A 26,694-nucleotide genomic window follows, 5' to 3' on the forward strand; every position below is an offset into this window, starting at 1 on the left:
GACACTATGCAGGCTGGGTCGACGCCGACCTCGACGGACAGCGCCCTGCTGGCGGAGCTCGCCCTCTCGAGGGGCGACCTGGTGCAGGAGTGGGGGTACGACGACGACGTCGACGTCACCTTCCGCGACGCGCTCGAGGACGCGCTCGGCGAGGAGCTGCTGACCGAGGACGACCAGGAGCCGGCGGACGCGGTCCTCTTCTGGTGGCGCGCGGACGACGGCGACGTCACCGATCTCGCGGACGCCCTCGTGGACGCCCAGCGCTCCCTCGATGCCGGCCCCGTCTGGATCATGACCCCCCGCAAGGGGCGCCCCGGCCACGTCAGCCCGGCGGACGTCGCCGAGGCCGCCTCCACCGCGGGCCTGCACGCCACCACCGGGGCCGGTGCCTCCGAGGACTGGGCCGCTCAGAAGCTCGTCCAGAAGCGCGGTGGCTGAGCCCCCGTCCGGCGGGACGCGGGGCGCCGACGTCGTCCCCGCGCTGCGCGACGACCACGGCCAGAGGTGGCCGTGGCCGCCGACGCGCGGGCCCGAGGACGCCGCCGCGCCGCGGGGCACGTGGCTCGTCTTCCTGCCCGGGGCGTTCACACCGGTGTGCACGGGCGAGCTCGGCTGGCTCAGGGCGCTCGCCGAGGACGTGGCGGTCGACGATGTGGCTGTCCGCGTGGTCTCGTGTGACGCCGCCCCCGTGCTGCGCCGCGTCCGCGAGGAGCTGGCACTGCCGGAGCCGCTCACCCTGCTCTCCGATTTCTGGCCCCACGGCGCGGCCTGCCGTGCCCTCGACGTCTTCGACGCGGAGACCGGGCGGCCCCGCCGCGTCTCCGTGCTGCTCGACGCGGACGGGGTCGAGGTCGCGCGCGTGGTCGCCGCCCCGGGACAGGCACGCACCCGGGGCGAGCACGAGGCGGCGACGCGCGACCTGCTCGCTCACCGGTAGCCTGGACGGACACCGGCACCTGTAGCTCAGTTGGTCAGAGCATCTCGTTTACACCGAGAGGGTCGGGGGTTCGAGTCCCTCCGGGTGCACCGATCGCGCGGCCATGACATGGCGTGACACCCCGCCCCGTCATGTCGCTGGCCCGCCGAGCGCGTGTGAGACCATGCTCACCATCATGAGCTCCTCGACAGAGTCCTTGCGCGCCCCCGTTCCGCCCTCGCGGTGGGCCGAGGTGCGCTCCGGCGTCGCCGTGACGCTGGGCGCCGGCCTCGGCCTGTTCCCGCTGGGCATGGCCTTCGGGATGCTCGTGGTCCAGGCCGGGCTGCCCGCGTGGGTCGCACCCCTGTTCTCCGTGGTCGTGTTCGCCGGGTCCGTCGAGCTGCTGCTCGTCTCGCTGGTGGTGGCGGGCACGCCGCTGCTCACGATCGCCGTGACGGTGTTCCTGGTGAACTTCCGCCACGTGTTCTATGCGTTCAGCTTCCCGCTGCGCGTGGTCCGGGGGCGCCTCGCGCGGATCTACTCGATGGGTGCCCTGATCGACGAGGCCTACGCCATCGCCGCCGCCCGGCCCCGCGGCTGGACCGGCCCCCGACTGGTGGCCATGCAGGTCGCTTTGCAGGCGTACTGGGTGCTCGGGGGCCTCGCCGGGGTGGCCGTGGCCTGGCTGCTGCCCGGGCCGGTGGAGGGCCTGGAGTTCGCGCTCGTCGCCCTCTTCATCGTGCTCGCCATGGACGCCGCCCGCACACGCGCCCAGCTGCCCCTCGTGCTGGCGGCCGCGGTCGCCGTCGGGGTGGCCCTGCTGATGGCACCGGCACAGGTGCTCGTCGTCGCCTTCGCCCTCTACGCCGCGGTGCTGATCGCGTTCCACGTGCTCGCCGCGCGCGGGACCGCCCTGCCGCTGCCTGAGCCCGTGCCCGTCACCGGGCCGGTGCCCGTCGTCGCCGCGGCGGGGGAGCGGGCCGTCACGGATGCCGAGCCCGGCGTCGAGGAGGACCCCCGATGACCGGCGCCGCGTACCTGGTGGCCGCGGCCGTCGTCGCGGGCCTCGTGACCTTCTGCCTGCGCGCGTTGCCGTTCGCACTGCTGCAGCCGCTGCGGGAGTCCGTGCTCGCCGCGCGGCTGGCGGTGTGGATGCCTGCCGGCGTGCTGACCATCCTGGCCCTCGTGATGCTGCTCGACGCCGCGGCGCTGGCCCCTGGAGAGCCCGTGGACGGGACGCGGGTGGCCCACGCGCTGATCGCGGCGGCGGTGACAGTCGTCGTGCATCTGCTGGCCGGGCGGCGGACCCTGGTCTCGATCGCCGCCGGCACGCTGGCGTACGTGCTGTTGGTCAACCTGGCCTGACCGGCGGCGGGGCGGGCTCGCCCAGGCGTTCGGCCCATGCGCGGGTCGCCGCGGCGAGGCGCCGGCCGTAGGCGGTGACCCCGTCTGACAGCGTCCCGGCGTTGTAGAGCGTCCCCGCCCGGGCGATCCCCTCCGCGGAGAGGTCGCCGCGCAGGTGACCGCGCAGGATCTCCAGCCCCAAGGCCAGGTTGTCCTCCGGCTCCCACAGGTGGAGGCCGTGCTCCGCCGCCTGCGCGAAGTACGGCGGCCACGTGATCTGCGCGGGCCCCACGCCGTTGGACTTCTCACCCTGCGCCACCCGGGCCACGAGCTCCTCGTAGCGCTCCCGGGTTACGGGGACGTCCGTCCCGCGCGGGGCGCTGTGCACGCCGCCGGCGTCGTGCCCGAAGACGTTCCGGCCGCCGGACTCGAGCTCGGCCAGGGCCGCCGCCACCGCGAGCGGAACGTCCGCCCGGCGTGCGGCGGCCACGATCGCCGCGGCGTTGTCGAGGTGTCGGCCGAGCGTCGCCGTCGGGTCGGAGGAGCGGTCGCGGGCGGAGCGGCGGGTGAGGAGGTCGCGGAGCAGGCCCATCGGCCCACCCTCCCGCATCCCGGGTTGAGTTGTCGCGGGTGACGGGCCCGCGCACCCGCGACAACTCAACCCGGGATGCGGGGCAGGGGCCGGGCGGCGGCGCGTCGTCGGCGTCCGGGGCGCACTAGGGTGGAGCGCATGTCCGCGACCCCCCTCGGCTTCTGGAAGCTGCCCGCACGTCCCGACGGCGCCGCCCGTCACCTCGCCGTCATCACCGGGGGCGAGGCGCAGCAGACCATGCTCTTCCTCCAGGACGGGCAATGGTCCATCCTCGCCCTCTTCCAGGACGAGCTGGCCGGCAAGGCCGCCGCCCGCACCCTGGACGCGCTCCTGCAGTCCGTCACCTGTCTGCGCATGGGCGGCCGTGACGTCCTCGACGGTGCCGACACCCCGCGGCCCGGTATCGAGTGGGCCGGCTACGACCGCGAGTTCGAGGAGGCCGACGTGGCCGAGCAGCGCGACGTCGAGCCGCGCGGCCGGATCTGGATCCTCCCCGCCACGGACGGCGCCTCCGTCGGCCTCAAGCTTCCCGGGCACCGCCGGTACGACGACGCCGTCGCGCAGTTCGCCGACGTCGACGCGGCGCGTGCCGCCGTCGCGGCGATCGACGAGCTCCTGGGCGTCGGCCCGCGCGGCTGAGCAGGCCGACACTCGTCGGCCCGGGGCCGCGACCGTTCGCCTCCCAGGGTTCACCTGCTGTTCACGCGGCTGCGCTGCCGGGCCCGGCTTCCTCGTCCGCCGCCCGCCCATAATGGTGGACAGAGCACAGGCCGCGGCCCGCCGCCGTCGTACCGAGGAGGGGGACGGACGGGCACGGTGACGCACCCAGTGAAGGAGACGGTCCATGGAGCTGCTGCAGCCCGACGCCCCCCGCGAGAACCTCCGCGAGTTCATCGACAAGCTGCGCGACGGCGGCTACACCGTCTCGGACGGCCACACCAACGATCCCGACCTGATCGATCCGCAGGGCCGTGCCGTGGAGACGTGGAGGGAGGACTACCCGTACGAGACGCGCATGACGCGCGAGGAGTACGAGCTGGAGAAGTACCGCCTGCAGATCGAACTGCTCAAGCTGCAGTACTGGGGCGAGGACACCGGCCAGCGCCACATCATCGTCTTCGAGGGCCGCGACGCCGCCGGCAAGGGCGGCACCATCAAGCGCTTCACCGAGCACCTGAACCCCCGCACCGCCCGCGTCGTGGCCCTCAACAAGCCCTCGGACCGCGAGCTCGGCCAGTGGTACTTCCAGCGCTACATCCAGCACTTCCCCACGGCGGGCGAGATCGTGCTGTTCGACCGATCGTGGTACAACCGCGCCGGCGTCGAGCGCGTGATGGGCTTCGCCACGGACGAGCAGTACCGCCGCTTCATGAACCAGGTGCCGCTGTTCGAGAAGATGCTCGTGGACGACGGCATCCACCTCACCAAGTTCTGGTTCTCTGTCACGCAGACCGAGCAGCGCACGCGCTTCGCGATCCGCCAGATCGACCCGGTCCGCCAGTGGAAGCTCTCGCCCATGGACCTCGAGTCCCTGGACCGCTGGGAGGCGTACACGGAGGCCAAGGAGGCCATGTTCCTCCACACGGACACGGACCACGCCCCGTGGATCTCCATCCGCTCCAACGACAAGAAGCGGGCCCGCCTCAACGCGATGCGCTACTTCCTGTCCCAGTTCGAGTACGAGGGCAAGGACCACGAGGTCGTCGGCACCCCGGACCCGCTGATCGTGCGCCGCGGCCGCGACGCCGTGGGGGACTGACCGCGGTCGACGTAGGCTGGGGGCGGGTCCGTGTCCGGCACGGCCCGTCCCACCGTCCGAGCCACAGGAGGCCCCCGCGATGACCGAGCAGACCACCACCGTCCCCGTCGGCGCCGCCGACATCGGCGTCACGGGCCTGGCGGTGATGGGCGCGAACCTCGCGCGCAACTTCGCCCGCCACGGCTACACGGTGGCCCTGCACAACCGCAGCCGGGCCCGCACGGACCAGCTCGTGGCCGAGCACGGTGACGAGGGTGCGTTCGTGGCGACGGAGACGCTCGCCGAGCTCGTGCAGTCCCTCGCCGTGCCGCGCCGGGTGCTCATCATGGTCAAGGCGGGCGCCCCCGTGGACGCCGTCATCGACCAGCTCGTCCCCCTGCTGGACGAGGGCGACATCGTCATCGACGCCGGCAACTCCCATTACGAGGACACCCGCCGCCGCGAGGCGGCCCTCGCCGAGAAGGGCCTGCACTTCGTGGGCGTCGGTGTCTCCGGCGGCGAGGAGGGTGCCCTGCACGGTCCGGCGATCATGCCCGGCGGTCCGGAGAAGTCCTACGAGGCCCTCGGTCCGATGCTCGAGAAGATCTCCGCGCAGTTCGAGGGGGAGCCGTGCTGCGCCTGGGTCGGCACGGACGGCGCCGGCCACTACGTGAAGATGGTCCACAACGGCATCGAGTACGCGGACATGCAGGTCATCGGCGAGGCCTACGACCTGCTGCGTCGCGTGGGCGGCCTCGAGCCCGCCGAGCAGGCCGAGGTGTTCACGGCGTGGAACCAGACCGACCTGGCCTCCTACCTCATCGAGATCACGGCCGAGGTGCTCGCGCAGGTGGACGCGGCCACGGGCCGCCCGCTCGTGGACGTGATCGTGGACGAGGCCGGGCAGAAGGGCACCGGCCGCTGGACCGCGATCTCGGGTCTCGACGTCGGCTCCCCGGTGGCCGCGATCGCCGAGTCCGTCTTCGCCCGCTCGCTGTCCTCTCAGCGCGCGGTGCGCGAGGTCGCCCGTGAGACCCTCGCGGCCGGCGTCGACGAGGAGGCGCAGCGCGCCCCGCAGGACACGGACGCGTTCGTGGAGGACGTGCGCCAGGCGCTGTTCGCCTCCAAGCTCGTGGCCTACGCGCAGGGCATGGACATGCTCGCGGCCGCCGCCGAGGAGTACGGCTGGTCGCTGGACCTGGGCACCATCGCCTCGCTGTGGCGGGACGGCTGCATCATCCGCGCCGACCTGCTCGACGTGATCATGCAGGCCTTCGGCGGCCGCGACACCTCCCGCCATCCGGCGCCGGGCACCCGCGCCCCCGGCCAGCCGCTCAACCTGCTCTTCGCCCCCGAGTTCGCCCAGGCGATCGCCGAGGCCCTGCCGGCCTGGCGCCGCGTCGTCGGCACCGCCGTCGCCGCGGGCGTGCCGGTCCCGGTGTTCTCCTCGGCCCTGGCGTACTACGACGGCCTGCGGGCCGACCGCCTGCCGGCCGCCCTCGTGCAGGGCCAGCGCGACTACTTCGGCGCCCACACCTACCTGCGCGTGGACCGCGAGGGCTCGTTCCACACGCTGTGGTCCGGCGACCGCACCGAGGTCGACGGCGAGGGCGTGCCCGTGGTCATGCCGCAGCCGACCGAGGGCGACCCCACGCAGGACTGACCCGGCGTGGACCCGGCCCTCAGATCCAGAGGGCCGGGTCCACGTACTCCGCGGGGTCCACGAGCGGCTTGCCCTCGGACGGGCCCTTGCGCGGTCGGACGGTGGCCGGCACGCCGGTGGCGATCGCGTCGGCGGGGGTGTCCTTCACGACGACGGCGTTGGCGCCCACCGCCGTCCCCTCCCCGATCTCGACGGGCCCGAGGATCTTGGCGCCGGCCCCCACCACGACGCCGTCGCGCAGCGTGGGGTGCCGCTTCACCTTGGCCAGGGAGCGGCCGCCGAGGGTGACCCCGTGGTACAGCATCACGTCGTCGCCGATCTCCGCGGTCTCGCCGATCACGACGCCCATGCCGTGGTCGATGAAGAACCGGCGACCGATCGAGGCGCCGGGGTGGATCTCGATGCCCGTGGCCGCGCGCGTGACCTGCGAGAGCACGCGGGCGGGCATCTTCAACCGGTCGTGCCGCCACATCCGGTGCGCGACGCGGTGCGCCCACACGGCGTGCAGACCCGAGTAGACGAGGGCCACCTCGAGGTCACCGCGCGCCGCCGGGTCATGGCTGCGGACGGTCGCGATGTCTTCCTTGATGCGGGAGAACAGTCCCACGGGCGGCCCCTTCGGGTCGGTGCGGTCGGTGAGCGGGCGGCGGTCAGCCGCGGATGTCCTCGAAGAGGGCGGTGGAGATGTAGCGCTCGCCGAAGTCACACACGATGGCGACGATCAGCTTGCCCTCGGACTCGGGCTTGGCGGCCTCCTTGAGGGCGGCCGAGATGATCGCGCCGGTGGAGATGCCGCCGAGGATGCCCTCCTCGGTCCCGAGCCGACGGGCGGTCTCGATGGACTCCTCGAAGGCGGCCGGGTAGACCTCGTCGTAGAGGTCGGTGTCCAGGATCTCGGGCACGAAGTTCGCGCCGATGCCCTGGATCTTGTGCGGGCCGGCCTGGCCGCCGGAGAGGATGGGGGAGTCGGCCGGCTCGACGGCGATGAGCTTCACGTCCGGCTTCTGCTCGCGCAGGTACCGGCCCGCGCCCGTGATGGTGCCGCCGGTGCCGACGCCGGCGATGAACACGTCCACGGCGCCCTCGGACGCGTCCCAGATCTCCGGGCCGGTGCCCCTGTAGTGGGCCTGGACGTTGGCCTGGTTCGCGAACTGCTGCGCCCAGATGGAGTTCGGGGTGCTGCGGACGATCTCCTGGGCGCGCTCGAGGGCGCCGCGCATGCCGTCTGCACCGGGGGTCAGCACGATCTCGGCGCCGAACGCCTTGAGCATCACGCGGCGCTCGGTGGACATGGTCTCGGGCATGGTCAGGATCACGCGGTAGCCGCGCGCCGCGCCGACCATGGCCAGGGCGATGCCGGTGTTGCCGGAGGTGCCCTCCACGATGGTGCCGCCGGGGGTCAGCTCGCCGGCCGCCTCCGCGGCGTCGACGATGGCGGTGCCGATGCGGTCCTTCACCGAGTTGGCCGGGTTGTAGAACTCGACCTTCACGGCGACGTCGCCGGGCAGGTCCTTCGCGAGGCGGTTCAGCCGGACCAGGGGCGTGTTGCCGACCGCCTGGGTGATGTCGTCGAGGATGCGGGCCATGGTGATACCTCCGGTGGTGGTGCGCCTCGGGGCGCGGGCGATCTAGTGGGTGTTCCTGCGTCAGGCTATCGAGCCGCGGCGCCGCTCAGGCGTCCACGAGCCACGCGGAGTAGTTCCGGCGCACCTTCGCGAGCTTCGGATCGATGACCACACGGCAGTATCCGTTGGAACGGCGCCGCGCATAGAAGTCCTGGTGAATGTCCTCGGCCGGGTGCCACGCGGACGCCGGCTCGACGCGTGTGACGATGGGGCTGTCATAGTTCGCCTGCGCCCGGGCGATCTCGTCCGCGAAGAACCGGGCCTCGGCCTCGTCGTGGGCGAAGACGGCCGATCGGTACTGGGTGCCGACGTCGGCCCCCTGGCGGTTCAACGACGTGGGGTCGTGGCCGGTGAAGAACAGATCCATGATCACCTCGGGCGGCACGACGGCGGCGTCGAAGCGCACGCGGACCGCTTCGGCGTGGCCGGTGGTCCCGGTGCACACGGACTCGTAGCTCGGGGCGGGGTCGTCGCCTCCGGTGTAGCCGGACTCGACGGCGAGCACGCCCCGCACGCGACGGTAGACGGCGTCGAGGCACCAGAAGCAGCCGCCGGCGAGCGTCAGCTCGCGGACGTCGGCGGGCGCGTCGGAGGCGCCGAGGGGCTCGGTACGGGGGGAGTCGGTCATGGCAGGCACAGCAACGCGGCCCGCGCTTTTCATTCCCGACGGCGCCGCGCCGTGCCCTCACCCAGGGCCGCCGGGTCGTGCGTGCCCGGGCCGGGTGGGCCATCATGGCCGGTATGACCGTGTCCCGTCCCACCGTCCCCGTCTCGCCGGTGCATGCCCTGGCCCCGCCGACGCTCGGGCAGGTCCTCGAGGTCGTCCAGGGGCTGTGGCCGCGGGAGCTGGCGGAGCCGTGGGACGCCGTCGGGCCGGTGGCCGGGCGCCCGGAGGCCCCGGTGCGGACCGTCCTGTGGGCGCTGGATCCCGTGCAGGCCGTGGCCGACGAGGCCGTCGCCCGCGGGGCCGACCTCGTGGTCACCCACCACCCGCTCCTGCTGCGCGGGACCTCGTCCGTCGCCGCCGTCGGACACGCCGCCGCCGCGAAGGGCCGCCTGCTGCACACCCTGATCGAGCACCGCATCGCCCTGCTGGCCGCGCACACCAACGCCGACGTCGTCGTGGACGGCGTCTCGGACGTGCTGGCCCGTGCCGTCGGCGTCACCGGGGCGCTCTCGCCCCTGACGACCTCTGCCGCCGGCACCGGGGCCGAAGGCATCGGCCGGGTGGGCGACCTGCCCGAGGAGACCGACCTGGCCGCCTTCGCCCGGGCCGTGCACGCGGCGTTGCCCGCCACGGCCGGCGGCGTGCGCGTGGCGGGCGATCCCGCCCAGCGCATCCGCCGCGTCGCCGTGTGCGGCGGTGCCGGAGACAGCCTCTTCGACGCGGTCCGCGCGTCCGGCGCGGACGTCTACGTCACCGCCGATCTGCGCCACCACCCGGCCTCGGAGGCCCGGGAGACGGCCGCGCCGGGGGAGGGACGTCCCGCGCTCGTGGACGTCTCGCACTGGGCGAGCGAGTCCCTATGGCTCGAGCACGGCGCCCGCGCCCTGGAGGCCGCCCTGGCGGAGCGGGGACTGGGCGTCACCACCCTGTTCTCAGATCACCGCAGCGACCCCTGGGACTTCCTGGTCGGGGGAGAGCGGGCCGACGAGGGGAGTCACGCATGAGTGAGGTCACCGCACCGCCGGCCGTCCAGGCCCGGCTGCTGGAGCTGCAGGAGCTCGACACGGCCCTGGACCAGGCCCGCGCCGCCGTCCGTCGGCTCAAGGCAGACCCGGAGCACGCCCGGCTGCGCGCCCGCGCGCTGGAACTCGAGGAGGCGTTGCCCGGCCTCGAGGATGCCGCCCGCACCGCCGACCGGGCGGGGGCCGAGGCCACCGAGAAGGCCGCCGCCACCCGCGCCCGTCGGGAGCGGCTCGAAGCGGGCCAGGGCGGGTCCAAGGAGCTGCAGGCCATGCAGCACGAGGACGACACGCTCACCGCACTGCTCGATGACCACGAGGCCGCGGCGCTCGAGGCCATGGAGGCCGCCGACGCCGCCGAGTCCCGGCTCGCGAAGGGCCACGCCGCTCTGGAGCAGGCACGGGCCGAGGTCGAGGCCCGCGCGGCGGAGGTGCGCCGCGAGGGGCAGGCCGTGACCCAGCGTGGCCGGGACCTCACCCAGCGCCGGGCGGCGTTGGCCGCGGAGTTCCCCGCGTCGTTGCTGGCCCTGTACGAGCAGGCGCGGGAGCGCAACGGCGGCATCGGCGCGGCCCGGCTCGTCGGGAACCGGTCCGCGGCCGCGGGCACGGAGCTGTCACCGGCGGAGGTCGCGCGCATCCGGGCCCTCCCGCCGGCCGCCGTCGCCCGCTGCCCCGAGTCCGGCGCCATCCTCATCCGGGACTGACCCCGGGCCCCGCCCCCGGCGCGGTCAGTAGAGTGGGGGGCCGCGTCGGACGGCGCGACCACGGACACGAGGAGGCGCACGGTGAGCGGACGAGTCCTGCAGGTGGAGGCCGACGGCGGGTCGCGGGGCAACCCCGGCGTCGCCGGCTACGGCGCCCTGGTGCGCGACCCGGCCACAGGCGAGATCCTCCGGACCGACGCCGCTCCGCTGGGGAAGGCGTCCAACAACGTGGCCGAGTACTCCGGGCTCGTGGCCGGGCTGCGGATGGCCCGGGACCTCGACCCGGAGGCCCGGGTGCACGTGCTGATGGACTCCAAGCTCGTGGTGGAGCAGATGTCCGGGCGGTGGAAGATCAAGCACGACGACATGCGGCGCCTCGCGGCCGAGGCCCGGGCCGTGCTGCCCCCCGAGCGCGTCAGCTACGAGTGGATCCCGCGCAACCGGAACAAGGACGCCGACCGCCTCTCCAACGAGGCCATGGACGCCGGCGCGCGGGGCGGCCAATGGGACGCGGGCGCGTCCGAGGTGCCGGTCGCGGCCCCCGCGGCCGCGGGGTCGACCGCCGCGGAGGCGTCCACGACCTCCGCGTCGGCGGTGGCCGGGTCCGGCCTCGAGGCCGACGCGGACGTCCGGGCCGTGGAGGCGGACGGGCCCGACGCCGTCGCCTCGCCGGAGGATGCGACCCCGGCGCCCGCGCCCACGGGCCGGCTGCACCACGTGGAGATCTGGGTCGCGGATCTGGCGGCGGCCGAGGCGAGCCTCGGCTGGCTGTTCGGCGAGCTCGGCTACGTGCCCGGCGAGGGGTGGGCCGAGGGCCGGACGTACCAGGGGGCGGGGGAGTACCTCGTGCTCGAGGCCGGGCCCGACGTCGCCGCGGGCGCCCACGAGCGCACCCGCCCGGGACTGAACCACCTGGCCTTCCGGGCCGGATCACGCTCCCGCGTGGACGAGCTCACCGCCGCCGCGCGCGGCCGGGGGTTCCGCCTGCTCTTCGAGGACCGCCACCCGCACGCCGGGGGAGCGGACCACTACGCCGCCTACCTCGAGACCGCGGACGGCTTCGAGGTGGAGCTGGTGGCCGTCGAGGACTGAGGCCGCGTCCGGGCGGACCGCGCCTCGTCCGGGATCATCCCTCGGGCAGGATCACCCGCAGCGCGCCGGGCTTGCCGCCGGACGGCCGGGCCAGCTCGACCTCCCAGCCGGGGCCGTCCCCGGCCCGCGCGACCACGTCCGCCACGCGGTCCAGCGTCGAGGTCTCCCGCGCCCCCGCCTCCAGGAGCGCGCGGGCCACGAGGCCGCGGGTGTGCTTGGCGAAGTGCGAGACGACGGTCCGCTCGCCGTCGCGCAGCTGGAACACGTCGACCGCGAGGGTCCGCTCCGCCGGTGCCCGCCACTGGGCCGCGTAGCCTCCGGAGCGGCAGTCGACGACGGGCCCGCCGTCCCGTGCGGCGAGCGCGTCGAGGGCGGGGGTCAGGACGGGGCGCCAGTGCGCGGCCAGCCCGGGCAGCCCGGGCAGCTTCGCGCTGACGGGCAGCCGGAAGGCGGGGATCCGGTCCGCCAGCGCGGTGGCGCCGAACAGCGCGGAGAAGACCAGCACGGACAAGCGGGCGCGGCGCTTCGCCGCCGCCGACAGCGAGGCGTGGTCGAGCGCGTCGAAGAGCACGCCCGTGAACACCCGGTGACCGGGCGCGGCGGGGGCGACGGCCAGGCGCGTGTTCGCCTCGACCTCGCCGGCGAGCGACGCTCCGACGCCGAGGGTCGTCAGGGCATCCGGGGCGGCCGAGACCGCGGCGAGCCGCGTGAGCAGGTCCGCGCGGGCGCCCGTCACCGCGGCGTCGTCGGCCAGGGCGAGGGAGTCGAGGTCGAGCGGGGCCCCGGAGCGGGGTGCGGTCTTGCCCTCGGAGGGCGGCAGCAGGATCAGCACCGGGCCAGCCTAGCCAGGCGCCCCCGGACCGACGCGCGGACGGGCCGGGCCGACGTCGTCGTCCGGACCTGGCACAGTGGTGGGGTCCGCACAGCCGCCCCGCATCCCAGGAGTCGCCCGATGACCGCCATGAACGTGTTCGGCGTGGTGTACCCGTTCGTCCTGCTCGTGATCGCGGCCGCCGTGTGGCTCGGGGTCCGCTCCAGCGGGCGGGAGCGCACGCACGCCTCCGCTCTGGAGCACCGCCTGCGGGAGCGCACCTTCACGGGGCAGGACCGCGTGACGCTCGAATGGCCCCGGGACCGGCGACACCCGAGCCTGGCGAAGGTCGTCTCGATCGGCGAGTCGTACGGGTACCGGCTGCTGGACAAGCGGGAGCGCGAGCACGTGGTGGAGCTCGAGTTCGAGCGGATCCTCGACGACGAGGGGTTCTGACCCCAGCCGGGGGCCGTGAGGCGGGACGGACCGGCTGTAAGCCGGGTTCTGTGCCTCGCGCGCGTTGCCCCGCGCGAGGTGACGGCCATCCATCTGGGCCCGCCATCGCTGACGGGCTCGAGCGGCCAACCCGGACGCTGGGGCGAGCAGCCCTCGTGACGCGTCCTGTTCGGCCTTGCACCGGATGGGGTTTACCGAGCCGGCCCCGTCACCGGGGCCGCTGGTGGTCTCTTACACCACCCTTTCACCCTTACCGCCGCGCACACGGCGCGGAGGCGGTCTTCTCTCTGTGGCACTGGCCCGCGGGTCGCCCCGGGTGGATGTTGTCCACCATCCTGCTCTGCGGTGCCCGGACTTTCCTCGCACCCCCGCAGGGGCACGCGGCCGTCCGCCGATCCGTCCCGACCGACCAGTCTACGCCCCGCCGAGGCCGCGGGGCCGCTGCGGACGCGTCCTCGCCTAGAATGGAGGCGCCCGCCGACAACGAGGTCGGGGGATGGGGCCTGCCCAGGACGGCCCCGCCAGGTTTCAAGGAAGGACTCCCGTGGCAGACACCGCCTCGACCCAGACCCCCGAGTGGAACACGCAGCAGAAGCTCGCGGAGAAGATGGTCCCCCTGCTGGGCACCCTGTACCGCGAGCACAACGTGGTCACCTCGATCTACGGGCGCTCCCTCGTGAACCGCGGCGTGATCGACATCATCAAGGCCCACCGCTACGCCCGCCGCGTGCAGCAGGCTCCGCTGAGCGTCGAGTCCACCTACCCGCTGGTCGAGGCCATGGCTGCGATGGACCTGGGCGCCGCCACCATCGACCTGGCCGAGCTGGCCGCCAAGCAGAAGGCCTCGGGCCAGGACGTCCAGGCCTTCCTGGACGCCGAGCTCGCCGAGGTCAAGGGCAAGGCCGGTGAGGGCCTGGGCGAGACCCAGGACGTCGTGCTCTACGGCTTCGGTCGCATCGGCCGCCTGCTGGCCCGCATCCTCCTCGACCACGCCGGCGGTGGCTCCAAGCTGCGCCTGCGTGCCGTCGTCGTGCGCAAGAACTCGGAGGACGACCTGATCAAGCGCGCCTCCCTGCTGCGCCGCGACTCGATCCACGGCCCGTTCGACGGGACGATCGTGGTGGACGAGGACCGCGACGTGATCACCGCCAACGGCACTGAGATCCAGGTCATCTACTCGAACGACCCGACCACGGTGGACTACACCTCCTACGGCATCAAGGACGCGCTGGTCGTCGACAACACCGGACGCTGGCGCGACGACGAGGGTCTGTCCCAGCACCTGCAGGCCAAGGGCGCCGCGAAGGTCCTGCTGACCGCCCCGGGCAAGGGCGAGATGAAGAACATCGTGTACGGCGTGAACTCGGACGACATCACGCCCCAGGACACCATCATCTCGGCGGCCTCCTGCACCACCAACGGGATCACCCCGGTGCTCAAGGTCATCCAGGACGACTACGGCATCGACCACGGCCACGTGGAGACCGTGCACGCCTACACCAACGACCAGAACCTCGTGGACAACTTCCACAAGGGCGCCCGTCGTGGCCGTGCCGCCGGCATGAACATGGTGCTCACCGAGACCGGCGCCGCCAAGGCCGTGGCCAAGGCCCTGCCCGAGCTCAAGGGCAAGCTCTCCGGCAACGCCATCCGCGTCCCCACCCCGGACGTGTCCATGGCCATCCTGAACCTCGAGCTGACCAAGCCCACCTCGGTGGGGGAGCTGAACGCCCGCCTGAAGCAGGAGTCCCTCACCGGCCCCCTGCGCGGCCAGGTCGGCTACGTGGACTCCCCGGAGGTCGTGTCCACCGACTTCGTCGGCTCGGACCGCGCCGGCGTCGTGGACGGCCTGGCGACCCTCGTGAACAACGACGGCAAGAACGCGATCCTCTACGTCTGGTACGACAACGAGTACGGCTACTCGCACCAGGTGATCCGCGTGGTGGAGAAGATGGCGGGCCAGCAGGTCCCCGCCTTCCCGCAGGCCTGACCCGCCGATGACCGACGGCCCGTCCCCGCGGAGGGGACGGGCCGTCGTCGTGTGCCGACCGGGTCGGACGTGGAGCCGAGGCTCAGGCCTCGTCGTCCCCGTGGTCGCCGTCGGGGCCGTGCTCGTGGTCTTCGTGGTCGTCGGCGTCGTGGCCGAAGGGGTCCTCGTCCGTGCCGGGCAGCCACGTCACACCGGGCACGTTCAGACGCTCGGCCCGCTGCGCGCGCTTCCAGCGCCGCTGCCATTTGCCCTCGAGCCGGTTCACGTAGAGGGTGCCGTTGAGGTGGTCGTACTCGTGCTGCATGATGCGCGCGAACCAGCCCTCGGCCTCGAACTCGAACATCTCGCCGTCCACGCGCTGGCCGGACAGGCGCACGCGGGTCGGGCGCTGCAGGGGGAAGCCGAGCCCGGGCACCGAGAGGCAGCCCTCGGTGTGCTCGTCCGGGTGCGGGTCCTCCCGCGGGGCCTTGTCCAGGTGGGTCAGCACGGGGTTGATCACGTGGCCCACGTTCGGCGCGTCGCCGGAGTCCGGGAACGTCCACGTGAAGATCCGCAGCCCGACCCCGACCTGCGGGGCGGCCAGGCCCACGCCGTGCGCGGCGTCCTGCGTGACGTACATGTCCTCGATCAGCTCGCGAATCTCGTCGTCGATCACCTCAACCTCGGCCGCGCGCCTGTGCAGCACGGGCTCGCCGTAGACGGTGATGGGACGGATGGAGGCCATGGCACTGCGCTTCCCGGCCCGGGCTGCGGGCCTGCGTGGATAGGGGGACGGGGGAGTCCCCAGCCTACCGCCGGCGACACCACGACGACGGCGGTCATTCCGCGGCAAGGGCCTCCAGCGCCTCCGGGTCCAGCAGCGTCACCCGCGGGCCCTCGATGGCGATCAGGCCGTCGTCGGCGAGGCGGCGCAGCCCGCGGCTGAACGCCTCGGGGGTGGTGCCCAGCAGCGAGGCGACGTCCTTCTTCGGCGCGGCCAGCACCACGACGAGGTCGGCCTCGTCCCGGAGGGCCGGCAGGCCGAGCAGATGTCCGGCGATCCGTGCGGTGACAGGCTGATGCTCCCGGGCCAGCCGTTGTTCAGCCTCGGCCAGGCGGACGGCCAGCGTCCGCATCACGCGTCCCCCGATGCCCGGATGCTCGGCCAGGAGTCGGGCGACCTCGGCGTGGGAGAAGGTGCACAGGCGGGTCGCGGCCACGGCGCGCGCCCCATGCCGGGCCGGCTCGCCCGTGAGGAACTCGTGCTCGCCCACGGAGTCCCCCGGCTCGACCATCCGCACCACGCGTTCCCGGCCGGTCGCTGAGCCGAGCGTCAGCGCCAGGCGGCCGCTGTGCACGACGCACAGGCGGTCCGTGCGGTCACCGGCCAGGTGCAGGGCATCGCCGGCCTCGAGCACGAGCGGCCGCGCCAGGGCGGAGACCCGGCGCAGCTGCTCCAGATCCAGCCCGGTGAACAGCGGGACCCGGGCCGCGCACGGCTCTGGTTCATCCACGGGGATGAGGGGCAGGTCGATACGCACGCCATCAGCCTCCCACACGGCGGCTTGACCGCGGTCAAGGCGTACCCGCCGTCCCCTTCGTAGCGTCAGTGACATCCCCGGAGGACGGGGATCGGACCGGGCGCCCGCCCCGTCTGCTCAGCCTCACCGGCGGCCGCGCCGGTGACGACCGACTGGAGTGACCATGACCCCCACCACGCACACCCTGCTCCGCGCCGAGGGCTTCAGCTGCCCCTCGTGCGTCCGGAAGATCGAGAAGGCCCTCGACGCCCTGCCCGGCGTGACCGGCGCGCAGGTCCACTTCGAGACCCAGCGCATCGAGGTCGACCACGACCCGCAGACCACCACTGCCCAGGACCTCGTCGAGGCCGTCGCCAAGGTCGGCTACACCGCCCGGCCGTCGGCCTTCTGACCCCGCCCTCCCCCGACGAACGGAGTCCGCCATGTCCACCCCCGCCGTCACACGTCCGGGCCGCCCTCGTGCCCGGTTCACGTTGTCCCGCCGCTGGCGGCGCCCCGTGGTGGCCGGCCTGCTGATCGCCGTCTCGCTCGTGCTGGCGCCCGAGCAGCTGGCCCACGGGACCGGACACCTCGTGGCGGCGGGCCTGATGCTCGCCGCCGCCGTCGTGGCCGGCCTGCCGATCGCGCGCGACGCGATCGCCGCCCTGCGGGTGAAGACCGTCGGCATCGACCTGCTCGTCGCCACCGCCGCGATCGGCGCGTCCCTGCTCGGCAATTTCTGGGAGGCCGCCGCCGTGACCTTCCTCTTCGCCCTCGGCCACGCCCTCGAGGACGCGACCCTGTCTCAGACTCGCTCGGCGCTCGCGGACCTCGTCTCCACGGCGCCCGAGACCGCCGTCGTCGTGGACGCAGACGGGACCCAGCGCACCGTGCCTGCCCACGAGGTGGCCCCCGGCGCGACCGTCCTCGTCAAGGCCGGCGCTCGGGTGCCGGTGGACGGCGTGGTGCTCACCGGGGTCGGCGCCGTGGACGAGGCATCCATCACGGGCGAGTCCATCCCGGCGGAGAAGACCGACGGTGACGCCATGTACGCGGGCACCGTCGCCACGGCCGGCCTGCTGCAGGTGCAGGCCCGGGGCGTCGGCGCCGACACCACGCTGGCGCGCATCATCCACCGCGTCGAGGCGGCGCAGGAGGCCCGTGCGCGGACCCAGCAGTTCATGGACCGCTTCTCCCGCTGGTACACCCCGGCGATCATGGTGCTGGCCTTCGCGACAGGCCTGATCACGCGGGACGTCCCCCTGGCCCTGACCCTGCTGGTCATCGGCTGCCCGGGCGCCCTCGTGATCTCCATCCCGGTCGCGATCGTGGCAGGGATCGGCCGCGGCGCCAAGGACGGCGTGCTCATCAAGGGAGGGGAGTTCCTTGAGCGCTCCGCGAAGGTCGACGCCGTCGCCGTCGACAAGACCGGCACCCTCACGTCGGGCACCCCCGAGCTGACAGACGTCGTCGCGTTCGAGCCCGGGGCCGAGGACGAGGTGCTGCGCTGGGCCGCACGGCTCGAGGCGGCCTCGGACCACCCGCTGGCCGCGCCGGTCGTCGCGGCGGGCCGGGACCGCGGCCTGCTGGACGGCCCGCTGGCCACGGATGTGGACGTCGTCCTCGGCCGCGGGCTCACCGGAGAGGTGGACGGCCGCGTCGTCGCCGTGGGCAACGTGGCGATGCTGCGCGAGCGCGGCGTGGATCCGGCCGCGACCGACCGGGTCGAGACCGTCGCGGCCGAGCTCGCGGAGGCGGGCCGGACCCCGGCGGCGGTCGTCGTCGACGGCATCCCGCTCGGCGTCCTCGCCATCGCAGACACCCTCCGGCCCGAGGCCGCGGGCATGATCCGGGCGCTGCACGGGATCGGCGTCCGCGAGGTCGTGATGCTGACCGGCGACCAGCCCGGCGTCGCGCAGGCCGTGGCCCGGCAGGTGGGCGTCGACCACGTGCGGGCGGGCCTGCTGCCCCAGGACAAGCTCGAGGCGATCGAGGCCCTGCAGGCCGAGGGCCGCGTCGTCGCGATGGTCGGTGACGGTGTCAACGACGCCCCGGCCTTGGCGACGGCGGACATCGGCGTGGCCATGGGCGCGGCCGGCTCCGGCGTGGCCATCGAGACCGCGGACATCGCCCTGATGGGCGACCGGCTCGAGCGGCTGCCGCAGGCGCTCGATCTGGCCCGGCGCACGGTGCGGGTGATGCGGCAGAACATCGCGATCTCCCTCGTGACCGTCGTGGCCCTGCTGGCCGGCGTCTTCGCCGGCGGCGTCACGATGGCCGTCGGCATGCTCGTGCACGAGGCGTCCGTGCTGCTGGTCATCGTGAACGCGATGCGCCTGCTGCGGCGCCCGGGTCAGCCCAGGTCCACGACCTCGAACTCGAGCAGGTCGGCGCCCGTGGCGACCGGCGCCGGGCGGCCGCCCTGCTCGGCGGCGTGAGCGGCGGGCATGCGCCCGTCCCGCCAGCGCTGGAAGTCCTCCTCCGACGCCCACGTCGTGACCACGAAGTAGCGGTCCTCGCCCGCGGTGGGCCGGAGCAGCTGGAAGCCCTCGAAGCCCGGCTCCTGGTCCACCGCGTGCTTGCGGGCGGCGAACCTCTTCTCGAGTTCCGGGCCGGCGCCCTCGGGGACGCTGATGGCGTTGATCTTCACGACGGACATGGGCTGGCCTCCTCGTCGGCGGGGGTGCGGCGTCGGGTCGACGCCCTCACCGGCCGACTCTACGCCCGGCAGCGGACCGGGGATCCGTCGAGCGGTTGATGCCCGGCGGCGTCGTCCCCGTCGCGCTCGCGGTCGCGGCGCTCGCCCTCGCGCTGTTCGAAGGGTTGGAGCGACACCGCGAGAAGGTGCGCCGCTCGGCCTGGACGTGATGGGGGCGGGCCTGGTCCTGGCCGCGATGGCCGCAGGCGCGTTCCTCTCGGACGCCGCGGCCCGTCACCTGGCGGCCCGGTTCGGCGCCCCGGGCACCGTGCTGATCGGGCTGGGCCTGGAGGTGGCCGGGGTCGTGGCGCTCGCCCTGCTCCTGGGCCCGGACACCTCGGGTTGGCTCGTCGCCGTGCCCCTCGTCGTGTACGGCCTCGGGCTCGGCCTGGCCTCGGCGCAGCTGACGGACATGGTGCTCCAGGACATCCCCGTGCAGATCTCGGGTCAGGGCGCCGCGACGCAGAGCACGGTCCGGCAGATCGGCTCAGCGCTGGGCACCGCGTTCGCCGGGGCCACCCTGTCCATCGCCCTCGCCGCCACGCTGCCCGCGGCCCTGGACGACGCCGGCCTCACCGGTCCGGCGGCCGACTCGCTCGCCGCGGCCACGCGGGACTCGGCTGGCACCACGATCCCGCAGCTGCGGGCGCAGGGGGAGCGCGGCCCGCTCGGGGAGCACACGAAGAAGCCCCCGGAACCAGTAAGGATTCCGGGGGCTTCGAGTGGGGTGAGCGACGGGGATTGAACCCGCGACCTTCTGGACCACAACCAGACGCTCTGCCGACTGAGCTACGCCCACCATGCCTGCCTCACACGGACGGATCCGCGCGGCGCAGCGGGGTCCACAGTACACGAGATCCCGCGCAGCGCCGAATCGGGGCGGCGAGGCCGGGGGTGACGGCTCAGGCCTGCGCCCCGGACACCACCTCCGCGATGGCGCGGGCCTCCTCCGTGGTGGGGCCGGGGGCGGGGGCCATGACGGCGGCCCGGTAGTAACGCAGCTCGGTGATGGAGTCCTTGATGTCCCCGAGAGCGCGGTGGCCCCCGGTCTTGGCGGGGGCCTGGTAGTAGGCGCGCGGGTACCAGCGCCGGGCCAGCTCCTTCACGGTGGACACGTCCACGATCCGGTAGTGCAGATGGTCGACGACGGCGGGCATGTAGCGGGCGAGGAACAGCTTGTCCTGGCCCACCGTGTTGCCGGCCAGCAGGCCCTTGCCGGCAGGCACGCGGGCGGCGATGTACTCGAGCACGCGCGCGGCGGCGTCGTCGAGCTCGAGGCCCTCCGCCAGCTCCGGCAGCAGGCCGGAGGTGGTGTGCATGTCCCGGACGAAGGGGTCCATCTGCTCGAGGGCCGCCGCGGAGGGACGGATCACCAGGTCGATGCCCTCGTCCAGGGTGTTCAGCTCGGCGTCCGTGATGAGCACCGCCACCTCGACGAGCTCGTCGACCTGGGGGTGCAGGCCGGTCATCTCGCAGTCGATCCAGACCAGGGGGGCGCTCTCCGGCGCGGGGGTGCTCGTCTCGCTCATGCCCCCAGGCTACTCGCGTGTCACGATGGTAGATTCGAGCGAGCCGCGCCCTCGCGCGCCCTCGCAGGACCGCACGGAAGGACCCGTCGCATGAGCGTGTCGACCCCGCGTCCGTCCGGGTCCACGGCCCACCGGCCGGAGTACGTCGGCGTCGGCGGCCTCCGCGCGGACCCCCAGGTCGCCGGCGCGGACTGGTGGCCCATCCTGGTGGGGACCCTCGGCTCCCTCCTCCTGGTGGTGGGCTCGTACTCCGTCGGCTGGCTGGCCTCGGCCTCCCCGATCAACCGCTGGCAGTGGCTGATCCCGTGGCGCACCCAGGAGACCGGCGTGCTGGCCGGCACGGTGCTCCTCACCCTCGGCTGCTGGGTGATGTTCTGGGCCTGGCTGCGGCTGGGCCAGACGATCCGCCCCTTCGGCCGCGGCGCTTTGCGCACGGTCAACCTCGCCACCGTCCTGTGGTGCCTGCCCCAGGTCGTGGCACTGCCGATCTTCAGCCGGGACATCTTCGCCTACGTGGGGCAGGGCCGTCTCATGGTGGCGGGGCAGGACCCCTACGTGGACACGATCTCCTCGCTGTCCAACTGGTTCCAGCTCGGAGCGGACGCGACCTGGGCGGACTCCGAGACCCCGTACGGTCCGATCTTCCTGTGGATCGAGCAGGCCGTCGTCGCGATCTCGGGGGACATGAACCCGGACCTGGCGATCTTCCTGTTCCGCCTGGTGGCGGTGGCCGGCGTCGCGCTGATCATGGTCTTCGTGCCGCTGCTCGCCCGCCGGCTGGGCGTCAACGATGCGTGGGCGCAGTGGATCAGCGCCGCCAACCCGCTCTTCACCATCAGCTTCGTCGCGTCCGGGCACAACGACGCCCTCATGGTCGGCCTCGCCCTGGCCGGCACGTGGTGCGCGCTGCGCGCCGGACATCCGCTCCGCCCCCAGCGACCCGGGCAGTCCGTCGCGTGGGGGGTGGCCGGCGTCGTGCTGGTCACCCTGTCCCTGGGCATCAAGCCCATCACCCTCGTGCTGCTCCCGTTCATCGGCCTGCTGTGGGCCGGCCCGACGGCCCGATGGCCGCGCCGGTTCGCCTTCTGGGCCCTCACCGCCGGGATCTCCTTCGGCCTCATGGCCCTGGTGGGCGTGCTCAACGGCTTCGGCTTCGGCTGGGTGGCCGTGATGGTCGGCACGGGCACGGGCACCGTGCCGTGGGGGCCGATCGGCATGCTGTCCCTCATCACGGTGGGGGCGAGCGAGCTCCTCGGGCAGGGGGCGGACGTGCAGGCCGTCGAGGGGGTGTACAAGACCGCCGGACGCGTGCTCTCGGTGCTCATCGTGCTGGCCCTGATGTTCCTCGGCCGCCAGGACCGCGTGATGACGCGCATGACCTGGGCGTTCACCGCGCTGGTGATCCTCTCGCCCATCATCCAGCCCTGGTACCTGTTGTGGCTGCTCCCGTTCTTCGCCGTGATCGGCATCCGGGACAACTGGCAGATCAAGTGGGTCGTGTTCACGGTCGGCTACTTCCTGGCGTTCGGCGCGTCGGACCAGCTCTTCACCTGGCAGTTCCTGGACATCGCGGACCAGGTCAAGGCCGTGTCCCTGATCGTCTCCGCCGTGTGTCTGCTGTGGATCCTCGTCGTGGACCGCCGCACCAGCCGGTTCGTGAAGGACCACTGGCACGTGCGCCCCGCCGTGCGCGCCGGCCTGGCCCGGCTCCGTGGCGCCCCTCGACCCGTGGAGCCGGGGGAGTGAGGCCCGCCGCCCCCGCGACGACCGGCGCCCGAGGGCCCCGTCCGAGCCGCGTGGCGGCGCAGCCCGAGCCGGAGGCGGCCGTCCGCCGGGGCACGTGGGCGTCCGTGCTCATCACGGTGGGCTCCTGGGGCGTGGGGTGGCTGCCGATGACGCCCGACTCGGTGTTCTCCGGCACCACCCTGCTCAACCCGCTGCGGGTCTACCTTCCCGGCGTGCTGCTCAGCACCGTGCTGCTGGCCGCCGGCTCGCTGCTCCTCGTCCGATCCTGGCTCGAGCTGGGGCGCGCGCTGCGGGGCCGCTGGGAGGAGCACGGCCGCCTGGTGGCCCGGGCCGCCTGGTGGTGGTCCGCCCCGCTGATGCTCGCGCTGCCGATCTTCTCCCGCGATGTGTTCTCCTACCTCCAGCAGGGCCGGCTCCTCGCGTCGGGTCTCGACCCGTATTCCCAGGGCGTGTCCGCCCTGCCCGGCTGGTTCATGCAGGGAGCGGACTCCATCTGGGCCGAGTCCCCGTCCCCCTACGGGCCGCTGTTCCTGCTGTTCGCCGAGACGACGTGGCGGGCCACGGGCGGCAACATCGAGCTCTCCGTCACGGCGTTCCGGCTCCTGGCGCTCGCGGGCCTGGCGCTGTGCCTGTGGGCGGTGCCGCGGCTGGCCGCCGTCGCGGGCCGATGCGGGGTGTGGGCCACGTGGGTGGCCGTGGCGAACCCACTGTTCCTGCTCTACATGATCGCCGGCGCCCACAACGACGCGCTGATGTCGGGGCTGATGCTCGCGGGCATCCTGCTCATGGTCCGCCCGCCCCGCCGCCGCGTGCATGCGCTGTGGGGGATCGTGCTGATCGCCCTGTCCGTTGCGATCAAGCCCCTGACAGCTTTGGTGCTGCCCTTCGTGGCCCTGCTCCTGCCCACCGGCTGGGCCCGGTTCCGCGCGGCCGATCCGCGCCTGCGCCGGCGGGACCGGCTCGGCCCGTGGTTCACGACGGCGGTGATCTCCCTGGCCGTCCTCACGATCCTCGGCGCCGGCTCCGGCCTCTGGTTCGGCTGGGTCCCGGCCATGCTCACGAGCGGGGACGCGGCGTTCCCGTATGCCCCCGTGGGCCTGCTCGGCCTGCTGCTCGGCGCGGTCGTCGAAGCCGTGACGCCCCTGGGGGCGCGCGACGTGGCCGCGGCCTTCTACACCGCGATGACGGTGTCGGCCCTCGGCTTCACGGCCTGGCTGGCCCTGCGCCGCCGGCCCCTGGACCCGGTGTTCAGCGCGGCGGCCGTGCTCGTGGTGGCCGTCGCCACCGCCCCGATCGTCCAGCCGTGGTACCTGCTCTGGGTCCTGCCGCTGCTGGCGTGCGCCCTCCGCCCGCTGCCGTGGGGCGCCGACCATCCCCGCTGGCTCGGGTGGGTCACCGCGCTCGCGGTCCTGTTGCTCACCGGCGTCGGCGTGGTGGACCAGCTCTCCGTGGCGCAGTGGCTGCCGGTCCTGGCCGTCCGCGTGTTCACCCTGGTCCTGATGCTCGCGGGGATCGGATGGATCATCCACCGCGATCCCGTCACCGCGCCCCTGTTCCCCGGGCGGCGGCGTCCTCCCCTGGAGGTGGTCGAGCCGCGGGCCGCGGCGGCGTCGCCGACGCCTCCGGAGGCGGGCGTGCCGCCGGACGCGCCGCCCGACGGGCCGCCGTCGACCGCCGCGCACCCCGCCTCCTCGTCCACCCGCATCCCCCAGGAGAGACCGTGACCTCCCACCCCCGCAGTCCCGCCCCGTCCCGTCCGAGCGGCCGCTGGGTCGGCCTGCTCGTCGGCCTGACCGTGGTGGCCGCCGCCGTCGGCGTGCTGACCAAGCAGTGGTGCCGCGTGAACGGCTGGGCGGCCCCCGGCGTGCACGCGCACATGTGCTATTCGGACTTCGCCCAGCTGTTCCCCACGCGGGGCCTCTCGGACGGCCACTTCCCCTTCTACACGCCGCTGCCGCCCGAGCAGTGGATGGAGTACCCGGCGTTGCTGGCCGTGGTCGCGGGTGTGACCATGTGGCTCGTGCCCGCCTCCGGCGACCTGCACGAGCGCACCGTGACCTACTTCGACGTGAACGCGATCGGCGTGGTGCTGTGCTGGATCGTGCTGGTCGTCGCGACCGCGTACACCGCGCGCGGTCGCTCCCGGGACGCCCTGCTCGTGGCCCTGGCCCCGGGGATCATCCTGACCTCGATGCTCAACTGGGACCTGTGGGCCGTGATGCTGGCCGCCCTGGCCCTGTGGGCGTGGACGGCGGGCCGTCCGACCCTCGCCGGCCTGCTCATCGGGCTCGGCACCGCCACGAAGCTCTACCCGCTGTTCTTCTTCGGCGCGATCTTCGTGCTGGCGCTGCGCACGGGCCGCTGGGCCGGGTTCGTGAAGGCGGCCCTGGCCGGGGCCGCGGCCTGGCTCGCGGTGAACCTCCCGTTCATGCTGACGGCGTTCGACCAGTGGTCGCGCTTCTACACGTTCTCGGGGGACCGCGCGGTCTCCTTCTCCTCGACCTGGCTGGCGCTGGCCTGGACAGGATGGTCCGGGGAGACGTTCACGACGCTTCAGAACGGCCTGTTCCTGGTGTGCTGCGTGGGGATCGCCTACCTCGCCCTCGCGGCGCGGCACCGTCCGCGCATGGCCCAGCTGTGCTTCCTGATCGTGGCGTCCTTCATCCTGTGGGGGAAGGTGTACTCGCCGCAGTTCGTGATGTGGCTGATCCCGCTCGTGGTCCTCGCGACGCCGCGGTGGCGCGCGTTCTGGATCTGGCAGGCCGTGGAGGTCTACCACTGGGGCGGGGTGTGGATGGAGTCGGCGCGCATCACCTCCGACGGGGCGTTCGCCGGCGGCGCCTGGTGGATCACCGCCTGGTATGCCTCGGGGATCGTGGCGCACATCGTCGCCCTCGTGTGGCTCATGACCACGGTGGTCAAGGACATCCTGGACCCCGTCCGCGACCCGGTGCGCCGCACCGCACTCGACCAGGGGGCCCCCGAGATCGCCCCGGGGGTGGCCGAGGACCCGCACGCCGGCGTCTTCACCGGTGCCCGTGACCGACTGCTCCTGCCCCCGGCCGGACTCGGCCTGCAGCCACTCGGCGAGTCCGCGGGCCGCTGACGGCGGAGCGGGTCCGCCGGCGCCGTGGGGTTCCGCTCAGCGGTGCTCGAGGTACGTCGTGCAGGTGGGCGAGACCGCGCGGTCCGGGTGGTGCAGGACGACGACGTCGCCCGCGGACCAGACCCGCTCGAAGCCGAGCCGCTCGGCGCGGGCCAGCGCCTGCTCCGGGGTGAGGGGGTCCCAGCCGCCGAGCTCGGGCACCGAGGTGTCCACGATCATCCACGTGGCCAGCTCGTCGCCGATGTCCCCGTGCAGCCCGACGTGGGTGCGGGCCGTCAGGTGCGGCACGGCGTTGTCGGCGGCCTCGACGCACACCCCGTCCGGGATCAGCCCGACCGCGTGGTCGAGGTCGCGGGCGTGCTGCGTCATCGTCATGTCGCCGGCGATCGTGCGGTGCAGCGGGTACACCTGCGGGAAGAACGCGGTGCCGATCAGACCGGCGGCCAGTGCCGCGGAGACGAGGACGGCGGGCAGCCGGCGCAGCGTGTCCCGGCGTCCGGCCAGCCGGTGGGCCGCCTCGAGCGCGGCCATGAGCAGCAGCGGGGCGAGGATCGCGTCGTACTGGTACACGGGGGCCCACACGTTGAGGCGGTCGTTGAACAGCCGCGAGAGCAGGATCGGCAGGGCCATCAGCGTGAGCGGGCTCAGGACCGGCAGGAACAGCAGCGGGACGAAGTGCAGGAGCCAGAGGGCCACCTTCAGCGGGTGGTCGAACAGCACCGCGACGGCGTTCCACGGCTGGGTCAGCAGGAACAGGACCGAACTGCGCATGTCCGGGCCCAGGGCGGTGAACTGCCAGTAGCCGAACGCGCCGGTGGGGGAGTAGTGGGGGATCACCACGGACGTGGCGAACCAGTAGCCGAGCACGCCCAGCACGGCGGTGACCGCGGCCTGCGGCCAGAAGCGACGGATCGCCATCACCAGGGCCACGGCCAGCAGGGTCACGCCCATGTCCTCTCGGACCGTGAGCAGCAGCGCCGCCAGGCCGGTGGCGAGCCACGCCCGCTGCCCGTCCAGGGCCCACACGAGCCAGGCGAGGATCGGCACGCCGAGGGTGACCTCGTGGAAGTCCCAGTTCACCATCGCCTGGAAGGGCCAGGAGAGCAGCAGGGCGGCGACGGCGGCCAGGGCCACCCCGTGTCCCGCGCGACGACGGGCGAACAGGTACACCGGCACGGCGGACGCGGCGAGGGCCAGCGCCATGACCACGCCGAGCATGCGGGGGTCCGGCCATACCCAGTAGAAGGGCGCCAGCAGCGCGAGGATCGGGTGGAAGTGGTCGCCGAGGATGTGGAAGTCCACGCCCTTGACGGAGCTGAGGGGGGCGTTGAACAGCGCGTACTGCCGCACCACCTGGTCGAAGATGCCCAGGTCGTAGCCCTTGGCCTCGTAGGTGGCGTACCGGAGGAAGGAGTGCGTCACGTACAGGGCCGCGGCCGCGACGAGCAGGGCGGCCAGCTGGACGCCCTCGCGACGGGTCACACGGACCTCGGGGACGG

Annotated in this window: 28 protein-coding genes, 2 tRNA genes and 1 other RNA gene; 19 read left to right on the forward strand and 12 right to left on the reverse strand. The window is 73.5% G+C overall.

The annotated features are described in order from the left end of the window. The first annotated feature begins 6 nt into the window (after window positions 1-6). The 5 genes from DE149_RS06190 (at window position 7) to DE149_RS06210 (ending at window position 2,281) form a co-directional block, all read left to right on the forward strand. Window positions 7-438, forward strand: coding sequence for a DUF3052 domain-containing protein (locus tag DE149_RS06190; protein ID WP_113914179.1), 432 nt, complete (start codon window positions 7-9; stop codon window positions 436-438). Further along, complete coding sequence (locus DE149_RS06195; RefSeq protein WP_095353764.1) at window positions 431-937, forward strand: redoxin domain-containing protein; 507 nt, start codon at window positions 431-433, stop codon at window positions 935-937. Before DE149_RS06190 ends, DE149_RS06195 begins: the two co-directional genes overlap by 8 nt. Window positions 938-952: 15 nt before the next feature. Beyond that, window positions 953-1,026, forward strand: a tRNA-Val gene (locus tag DE149_RS06200). Between the two features lie 86 nt (window positions 1,027-1,112). Further along, on the forward strand, window positions 1,113-1,940 hold the full coding sequence (locus tag DE149_RS06205; protein ID WP_233490715.1) for an AzlC family ABC transporter permease: 828 nt from the start codon (window positions 1,113-1,115) through the stop codon (window positions 1,938-1,940). Then, window positions 1,937-2,281 carry an AzlD domain-containing protein gene (locus tag DE149_RS06210; protein WP_010078898.1) on the forward strand — a complete coding sequence of 115 codons (345 nt, stop codon included), beginning with the start codon at window positions 1,937-1,939 and terminating at the stop codon, window positions 2,279-2,281. Before DE149_RS06205 ends, DE149_RS06210 begins: the two co-directional genes overlap by 4 nt. Here DE149_RS06210 and DE149_RS06215 read toward each other — a convergent pair. Next, window positions 2,268-2,852, reverse strand: a complete 585-nt coding sequence (locus DE149_RS06215) for a hypothetical protein (protein WP_036381286.1) — start codon at window positions 2,850-2,852, stop codon at window positions 2,268-2,270. The genes DE149_RS06210 and DE149_RS06215 overlap by 14 nt on opposite strands. A 138-nt stretch (window positions 2,853-2,990) precedes the next feature. On the opposite strand from DE149_RS06215, the gene DE149_RS06220 reads away from it, so the two are divergent. From DE149_RS06220 to gndA, 3 genes are all read left to right on the forward strand, one after another. Further along, the gene (locus tag DE149_RS06220) at window positions 2,991-3,491 is read left to right on the forward strand and encodes a hypothetical protein (RefSeq protein WP_036312781.1); all 501 of its coding nucleotides are present in this window, start codon (window positions 2,991-2,993) and stop codon (window positions 3,489-3,491) included. Window positions 3,492-3,696: 205 nt separating this feature from the next. Then, window positions 3,697-4,611 carry a polyphosphate kinase 2 gene (gene ppk2, locus DE149_RS06225; protein WP_010078895.1) on the forward strand — a complete coding sequence of 305 codons (915 nt, stop codon included), beginning with the start codon at window positions 3,697-3,699 and terminating at the stop codon, window positions 4,609-4,611. A gap of 79 nt (window positions 4,612-4,690) precedes the next feature. Then, on the forward strand, window positions 4,691-6,253 hold the full coding sequence (gndA, locus tag DE149_RS06230; RefSeq protein ID WP_095346858.1) for an NADP-dependent phosphogluconate dehydrogenase: 1,563 nt from the start codon (window positions 4,691-4,693) through the stop codon (window positions 6,251-6,253). 19 nt (window positions 6,254-6,272) lie between these two features. Here gndA and epsC read toward each other — a convergent pair whose 3' ends face one another. The 3 genes from epsC to msrA all read right to left on the reverse strand — a co-directional run bounded on the left by epsC (window position 6,273) and on the right by msrA (window position 8,506). Then, the gene (gene epsC, locus DE149_RS06235) at window positions 6,273-6,860 is read right to left on the reverse strand and encodes a serine O-acetyltransferase EpsC (RefSeq protein WP_036340179.1); all 588 of its coding nucleotides are present in this window, start codon (window positions 6,858-6,860) and stop codon (window positions 6,273-6,275) included. A gap of 43 nt (window positions 6,861-6,903) precedes the next feature. Then, window positions 6,904-7,839: a cysteine synthase A gene (gene cysK / locus DE149_RS06240; RefSeq protein ID WP_036340182.1), complete on the reverse strand. Its 936-nt coding sequence runs from the start codon at window positions 7,837-7,839 to the stop codon at window positions 6,904-6,906. An 85-nt stretch (window positions 7,840-7,924) separates the two neighbouring features. Next, window positions 7,925-8,506, reverse strand: coding sequence for a peptide-methionine (S)-S-oxide reductase MsrA (msrA, locus tag DE149_RS06245; protein WP_036312770.1), 582 nt, complete (start codon window positions 8,504-8,506; stop codon window positions 7,925-7,927). Between the two features lie 113 nt (window positions 8,507-8,619). Between msrA and DE149_RS06250 the strand changes: the two genes are divergently transcribed. The 3 genes from DE149_RS06250 to DE149_RS06260 all read left to right on the forward strand — a co-directional run bounded on the left by DE149_RS06250 (window position 8,620) and on the right by DE149_RS06260 (window position 11,360). Beyond that, window positions 8,620-9,549, forward strand: coding sequence for a Nif3-like dinuclear metal center hexameric protein (locus tag DE149_RS06250; RefSeq protein WP_113914181.1), 930 nt, complete (start codon window positions 8,620-8,622; stop codon window positions 9,547-9,549). Continuing rightward, the gene (locus DE149_RS06255) at window positions 9,546-10,268 is read left to right on the forward strand and encodes a zinc ribbon domain-containing protein (RefSeq protein WP_113914182.1); all 723 of its coding nucleotides are present in this window, start codon (window positions 9,546-9,548) and stop codon (window positions 10,266-10,268) included. The genes DE149_RS06250 and DE149_RS06255 overlap by 4 nt, the downstream gene beginning before the upstream one ends. An 81-nt stretch (window positions 10,269-10,349) precedes the next feature. Beyond that, a complete protein-coding gene (locus DE149_RS06260; protein WP_113914183.1) occupies window positions 10,350-11,360 on the forward strand; it encodes a reverse transcriptase-like protein in 1,011 nt (336 codons plus the stop codon). A 34-nt stretch (window positions 11,361-11,394) separates the two neighbouring features. Here the strand turns inward: DE149_RS06260 and DE149_RS06265 are convergent, their stop codons facing one another. Continuing rightward, window positions 11,395-12,192, reverse strand: a complete 798-nt coding sequence (locus tag DE149_RS06265) for a YaaA family protein (protein ID WP_061873166.1) — start codon at window positions 12,190-12,192, stop codon at window positions 11,395-11,397. A 120-nt stretch (window positions 12,193-12,312) separates the two neighbouring features. Between DE149_RS06265 and DE149_RS06270 the strand changes: the two genes are divergently transcribed. Next, on the forward strand, window positions 12,313-12,627 hold the full coding sequence (locus tag DE149_RS06270; RefSeq protein ID WP_061867832.1) for a hypothetical protein: 315 nt from the start codon (window positions 12,313-12,315) through the stop codon (window positions 12,625-12,627). 21 nt (window positions 12,628-12,648) lie between these two features. Here DE149_RS06270 and rnpB read toward each other — a convergent pair. After that, window positions 12,649-13,027: RNase P RNA component class A (gene rnpB, locus DE149_RS06275), an RNA gene on the reverse strand. 144 nt (window positions 13,028-13,171) lie between these two features. On the opposite strand from rnpB, the gene DE149_RS06280 reads away from it, so the two are divergent. Next, window positions 13,172-14,617: a glyceraldehyde-3-phosphate dehydrogenase gene (locus tag DE149_RS06280; RefSeq protein ID WP_113914184.1), complete on the forward strand. Its 1,446-nt coding sequence runs from the start codon at window positions 13,172-13,174 to the stop codon at window positions 14,615-14,617. A gap of 82 nt (window positions 14,618-14,699) precedes the next feature. On the opposite strand, the gene def is transcribed toward DE149_RS06280, so the two are convergent. Then, the gene (def, locus tag DE149_RS06285; protein WP_113914185.1) at window positions 14,700-15,341 is read right to left on the reverse strand and encodes a peptide deformylase; all 642 of its coding nucleotides are present in this window, start codon (window positions 15,339-15,341) and stop codon (window positions 14,700-14,702) included. A 94-nt stretch (window positions 15,342-15,435) separates the two neighbouring features. Continuing rightward, window positions 15,436-16,137, reverse strand: coding sequence for a Crp/Fnr family transcriptional regulator (locus tag DE149_RS06290; protein WP_227717897.1), 702 nt, complete (start codon window positions 16,135-16,137; stop codon window positions 15,436-15,438). A gap of 163 nt (window positions 16,138-16,300) precedes the next feature. Between DE149_RS06290 and DE149_RS06295 the strand changes: the two genes are divergently transcribed. Both DE149_RS06295 and DE149_RS06300 read left to right on the forward strand, forming a co-directional pair. Further along, window positions 16,301-16,528, forward strand: a complete 228-nt coding sequence (locus DE149_RS06295) for a heavy-metal-associated domain-containing protein (RefSeq protein WP_036381311.1) — start codon at window positions 16,301-16,303, stop codon at window positions 16,526-16,528. A gap of 31 nt (window positions 16,529-16,559) precedes the next feature. After that, window positions 16,560-18,554 (forward strand): cation-translocating P-type ATPase, encoded by a 1,995-nt coding sequence (locus DE149_RS06300; protein WP_369814513.1) that lies wholly within the window; start codon window positions 16,560-16,562, stop codon window positions 18,552-18,554. Here DE149_RS06300 and DE149_RS06305 read toward each other — a convergent pair. Further along, window positions 18,470-18,775, reverse strand: coding sequence for an antibiotic biosynthesis monooxygenase (locus DE149_RS06305; protein ID WP_010078879.1), 306 nt, complete (start codon window positions 18,773-18,775; stop codon window positions 18,470-18,472). The two genes, DE149_RS06300 and DE149_RS06305, sit on opposite strands and share 85 nt — an antisense overlap. A gap of 208 nt (window positions 18,776-18,983) precedes the next feature. On the opposite strand from DE149_RS06305, the gene DE149_RS06310 reads away from it, so the two are divergent. Then, on the forward strand, window positions 18,984-19,559 hold the full coding sequence (locus DE149_RS06310; protein WP_369814512.1) for a hypothetical protein: 576 nt from the start codon (window positions 18,984-18,986) through the stop codon (window positions 19,557-19,559). On the opposite strand, the gene DE149_RS06315 is transcribed toward DE149_RS06310, so the two are convergent. Then, window positions 19,538-19,613, reverse strand: a tRNA-His gene (locus DE149_RS06315). The genes DE149_RS06310 and DE149_RS06315 overlap by 22 nt on opposite strands. Window positions 19,614-19,716: 103 nt before the next feature. Further along, a complete protein-coding gene (gene orn, locus DE149_RS06320) occupies window positions 19,717-20,343 on the reverse strand; it encodes an oligoribonuclease (protein WP_113914186.1) in 627 nt (208 codons plus the stop codon). Between the two features lie 90 nt (window positions 20,344-20,433). On the opposite strand from orn, the gene mptB (DE149_RS06325) reads away from it, so the two are divergent. Genes mptB (DE149_RS06325) through DE149_RS06335 form a run of 3 tightly spaced genes read left to right on the forward strand, consistent with a single transcriptional unit; the run spans window position 20,434 to window position 25,195 of the window. Further along, window positions 20,434-22,089 (forward strand): polyprenol phosphomannose-dependent alpha 1,6 mannosyltransferase MptB, encoded by a 1,656-nt coding sequence (mptB, locus tag DE149_RS06325; RefSeq protein WP_069941173.1) that lies wholly within the window; start codon window positions 20,434-20,436, stop codon window positions 22,087-22,089. A gap of 50 nt (window positions 22,090-22,139) precedes the next feature. Continuing rightward, window positions 22,140-23,813 (forward strand): polyprenol phosphomannose-dependent alpha 1,6 mannosyltransferase MptB, encoded by a 1,674-nt coding sequence (gene mptB, locus DE149_RS06330; protein WP_223247532.1) that lies wholly within the window; start codon window positions 22,140-22,142, stop codon window positions 23,811-23,813. Beyond that, entirely contained in the window at window positions 23,810-25,195 is a 1,386-nt protein-coding gene (locus DE149_RS06335) for a glycosyltransferase family 87 protein (protein WP_036316843.1), read from the forward strand. Before mptB (DE149_RS06330) ends, DE149_RS06335 begins: the two co-directional genes overlap by 4 nt. Before the next feature lie 36 nt (window positions 25,196-25,231). Here DE149_RS06335 and DE149_RS06340 read toward each other — a convergent pair whose 3' ends face one another. After that, window positions 25,232-26,677, reverse strand: coding sequence for a DUF2079 domain-containing protein (locus DE149_RS06340; protein ID WP_061867776.1), 1,446 nt, complete (start codon window positions 26,675-26,677; stop codon window positions 25,232-25,234). Window positions 26,678-26,694 lie beyond the last annotated feature (17 nt).

Source organism: Micrococcus sp. KT16 (assembly GCF_003315015.1).
In the GTDB taxonomy this organism is placed as follows: domain Bacteria; phylum Actinomycetota; class Actinomycetes; order Actinomycetales; family Micrococcaceae; genus Micrococcus; species Micrococcus luteus.